This window comes from Desulfoplanes sp., assembly GCF_054921335.1.
The window spans coordinates 1-4,774 of the sequence record NZ_JBUDSQ010000124.1; the positions used below are offsets into that span (position 1 = coordinate 1).

Below are 4,774 nucleotides of genomic sequence, written 5' to 3' on the forward strand. Positions count from 1 at the left end.
AACACTTATACCAGGTGCTGGCCAATGAATTGGACGTTACCCACTGGAAAGTCAGCGTAGGTTATGGAGTAGCACAACTATTTATCTTCTCGACGATCATTGGTCTATCCCAAGTCGGTCTATGGGCGGTGTGGACCGGCTTATTTGGGTTTGCAATTTGCTGGTTTTTTATAGATGCAATAATCAAACGGAAAGCTTGGAAAAAATCAATGCCCGGTCTAAGAGAGTAATGGCGAGTTACACCACCTTATGCTCCAATTTCCTGTTACCTACCGGGCTAAACATCAATTCTTTCTCAATATTCGCATTGAAATATGCCTCGTGAGCAGAGTATCTGGCTGTAGATAAGACCAAAAAATTCCTCTAACGTTTTTTGGGTATACATTTCACGAATCAACCAATGGGCTACTCCATGACTCAAATAACCAAGACTCGTTCTCGTTTTCAAAACGTTCCAGTCGTTCCAACACATTCATCACCAGCCTGTCCTTCACGATATTTCAGCCTGGTTCTCGTGGCTCTGCTCGTCTACAGCCTTGGTCTCTTCCTCCGCCTGCTCGAACTTCCGGCCTGGCAGGCCCCTTTCTATCAGATAGACGGTGAAAAACTCATGGCCACCCATGATGCCTATTACTGGCTGGCAGGTGCTCAGGGAACGGCCAGAACTCTTGGTACGGGGTTCATGGAGTTCATAAAAATCATGCATTCGGTCATCCCCGTTCCATTAGGAAATCTCGGTTTTTTCCTTCCTGTCATCCTGGCCCCGATGGCAGGAATTCCCCTCTGCTATCTGGCCTGGAAGGAAAACATGCCTGAAGCGGGACTCGGGGCCGGGTTGCTCGGCGTCAATTGCATGGGCTATTTTCTGAGGACCCGTCTCGCTTTCTGCGATACCGATCCATTTGCCCTAGTATTCCCAACGGTTGTTGCAATAGCCATCATTCTATGGACCATTCCGATAGTGCGCCGTTTTTCAAGTCCTAGCAGACAATTAGCAGAACCCCAAGACCCCAGATCCTTTGAGCTAATCGTTAAGATAACAGCTTATGGCATCGGCATCGGCCTTGTTTGCCTACTGGGTTTCTGGCTCTACTCCAAAAATAAAATGCTTATCATAGCCATGATCACCATCGCTCTCTCGGGTTGTCTCATTCGCGGAACTACTCCATCCCGATGGCTTTCTGCATGGTTCTTTCTTGCAATATACTCGGTTGGATACGGATCGTGGATAGGACTGACGTTTGTCCTGGCTGGGCTTATAATACTCTATCCACTTCTCCGATTCGGTGCGAGAGAAACCCAATTATGGGCATTCCTCGCTGCCGTGGCCGTAGTTATCCTTGTCTATACGGATTTCCATATGATTCTTTGGGCAATCGTGACGAAAATTATGGTGTACGCCAAACCGATCATTTTCAATCCCACAAGCAATGCTGCAGGCCTAAATCTTCCGGATGTCATGCAAAGCATTCGAGAAGCCCAGAATGTCAATATGACCTTACTGTACTCTCGTATCGCTGGTAATGCGGTCCTGTTTTGGAGTGGCATTTTCGCTTACATGTATCTTATCTGGAAAAAACCAGCCTATCTCATTCTCCTCCCGGTCTGCGGCCTGAGTCTAGCCGCAGCAAAACTGGGCAACCGTTTCACCATGTACGGAGGCATCGTCTGGGGAACGGCCCTCTGTTTCGGCCTGAGCACCTTTCTTTCCTCGTTTGACCTCTCAACGAAAAAAAAATGGATCGCCCAGCTCCTACTATCCCTGGCTATCATCTGGCCCATCTGGCAGGTCGCCGATGCCTGCAGGCCCGCTCCCATCCTTCCCCAAGTCTATGCCCAGACATTCAAGGATCACCACGAAAAAACCGAACCCGATGCCCGGTTGTGGCAGTGGTGGGATTATGGGTACGCGGCCCAGTATTATGCAGGGAGGATGAGTTTTGCCGACGGCGGACTCCATGACGGCCCATGGCTCTATCCCCTGGCCCTGGTCCATTGCACGGATTCCCCCGCCCAGGCGGCCCGGATGATCGCCTATACCACCCTGAGTCAGCAGAAAACCTTTGCATCCAACGACACCTTGCAAAAGAATACCAGCCTGGATTGGACAGCACCTTTTTATCTGACCGACCCCGTGCAATCTCTTGAGGCGATGTCGCCGGCAGACGCCCAGGCATTCGTCGACAATTTGAGGAGGAGCCCGTTGCAAGGAAGTCAGGACTTCCCAGCCCAATACTTCATCGTTTCCTGGGAAAACCTCCGCCTGGCCTACTGGATATCCTATTTCGGCAACTGGGATCTGGTCACCGGCACGCCCAGCCCGGGAAAAATCCAGCGCATGAACGGGAAAATTCAATTCGACACAAAAAAAGGAATTATCAAGACCGGTCGTCAGAATATCCCCATCGACACCCTGGATATCATCTCGGACAAAGGAACCCGTCAGCTGGCCTGGCCCAACGGCAAAGGACTGCACGGGGTGCTCAATCAGCTCTCAAAGGAAGTTTACGTCATGGACAACAAGATCTATCGGTCCATGATGGTCCAGATGCTCATCAGCCCGCCAAAGAAATTTGAACCCTATTTCGAACTGACTGTGGACCACTATCCTTGGGCACGAGCCTACAGGGTTCAATAGAATTGATCACGTTCCTGATATCCCCCCGGCACTCCGGCTCCCAGGGTCTACCTTAAACAAACAATGCATGGGCATATTCCATCGTCCTGATAAGTAAGGTTTATTTTAATGTTCCTCTCCCTTGCCCAACTCAAAAACACCAAGTTTTACATCATGCTCGCAGCGGATGCCGTGATTTTTGCCATCTCCCTGCTGCTGGCCTATCTGCTCCGCTTTGAATTCACCCTCGACCCCGGTTACCAGCAACAATACCTGACCCTGTTGCCCATAGCCATCGGGATCAAGATATTTTTCTTTTTACTCTTCGGCCTGTACCGGGGCATGTGGCGGTACACCAGTACAGGGGACTTCTGGCGGCTCCTCCAGTCCATATTCTTTTCCCAGATGGCCCTGATTGCCTATGTGGCCTATATCTCCCATTTTCAGGGCCATCCCCGCTCTGTGTTTCTCATCGACGGACTCCTGGCTCTTCTTGGTGCCGGCGGGCTCCGCCTGAGTATCAGATCCGTGTATTATTATCCAGGCACCCCCTTTTCTCTCGCTGCAACTTGTCTTCCCTTTTGCAAGATTCCCAAACCGGGTAATCCCGCTCTCATTATCGGTGCCGGAGATGCAGCAGAAAAAGTGTGCCGCGAAATACTGGAAGACCGCGAACGTATATACAGTCTGATCGGGTTTGTGGATGACGATCCAGACAAACAGGGACGTCTTGTTCACGGCATCCCTGTACTTGGGATGGTCGGTGACATTTCTTCACTGGTGACAGAATATGCTATCCAAGAGATCCTCATTGCCATTCCTTCGGCCAAAGCTCAGGCCATGCGCGCCATTTTGGATGAATGTAAACAGACAGGAATCAGGGTAAAAACACTGCCCGGCATCAAGGACCTCATCGGTGACAAAGTCAGCATCAAGGATCTGCGCGACATCAATTATGCGGATCTTCTCAGTCGTGCACCGGTCACCCTTGAGACCGAAAGCATAGCCGCATATCTGAAAGGCAAAACAGTGCTGATTACCGGGGCAGGCGGCTCCATCGGCTCTGAGTTATGCAGACAGATCATCCCCTTTGATCCAGGCACACTGATTCTTGTAGATGCGTGTGAAGAACACCTTTACAACATCCAGATGGAACTCCACCATGAATTGGGATTTCACAACTACATCCCAGTTCTCGGACTCATCCAGGACAAGGAACTCATGGAGCGCATCTTTGCAACATATCGCCCCGATGCCGTGTTCCATGCGGCCGCCTACAAACACGTGCCCATGATCGAGCGCAACCCCTGGCAGGCCATCGACAACAACATTCTTGGAACCAAAATTATCATGGAAACGGCTGCCCGGCACCAGACAGACCGGTTCGTCCTCGTATCCACGGACAAGGCGGTCCGCCCGACCAATGTCATGGGAGCGAGCAAACGGGCCACGGAAATCATCATGCAGACCGTCCAGGACAGCACAACAACCTTTCTGGCAGTGCGCTTCGGCAATGTTGTCGGATCGTCCGGGTCGGTCATTCCCCTGTTCAGGAAGCAGATCGAAAAAGGCGGCCCGGTCACGGTCACCCATCCCGAGGTCACCCGCTATTTCATGACCATCCCCGAGGCATCCCAGCTCATTCTTCAGGCCGGAGCCATGGGCAAGGGAGGGGATATCTTTGTCCTGAACATGGGTACACCGGTCAGGATTGCCGACATGGCCAAGGACCTCATCCGACTTTCAGGCAAGGACCCTGATGATATTGACATCGTCTTTACGGGCCTTCGCCCCGGAGAAAAATTGTACGAAGAACTCATTTCCGAAGATGAAGGAGTCGTCCATACCCACCACGAAAAAATCATGGTTCTCTCTCCGGAAGTGGAAGAAAAATTCCGGAATCCTGACTTCAAAACCCGGCTCGGCAAAATGCTAAAACAGCTTGCCAGCCTGTCGGCCATCCATGATCCCACAGGCATAAAAAAATCACTGCATGAACTCATACCCGAATACTCGATGAAAAAATCCCAAAGCGTTCTGAGTAAACAAGATAGCCGATACCCATAGTGCACATAGCACTTACGTATGACGTTTTAACTCTCTTTTGTCATACATTATTCCATACAAAGAAATTGGGTATGTATATTTTGCCGATAA

Annotated in this window: 3 protein-coding genes; all 3 read left to right on the forward strand. The window is 50.6% G+C overall.

Annotated elements, in window-relative coordinates:
- Window positions 1-230: hypothetical protein (locus ACY692_RS14125; protein ID WP_462326023.1), on the forward strand; the 230-nt coding region annotated here is incomplete at its 5' end.
- Between the two features lie 284 nt (window positions 231-514).
- Window positions 515-2,638: an STT3 domain-containing protein gene (locus ACY692_RS14130; protein ID WP_462326024.1), complete on the forward strand. Its 2,124-nt coding sequence runs from the start codon at window positions 515-517 to the stop codon at window positions 2,636-2,638.
- Window positions 2,639-2,746: 108 nt separating this feature from the next.
- Window positions 2,747-4,684 carry a polysaccharide biosynthesis protein gene (locus tag ACY692_RS14135; RefSeq protein ID WP_462326025.1) on the forward strand — a complete coding sequence of 646 codons (1,938 nt, stop codon included), beginning with the start codon at window positions 2,747-2,749 and terminating at the stop codon, window positions 4,682-4,684.
- The last annotated feature ends 90 nt before the right edge of the window (window positions 4,685-4,774 follow it).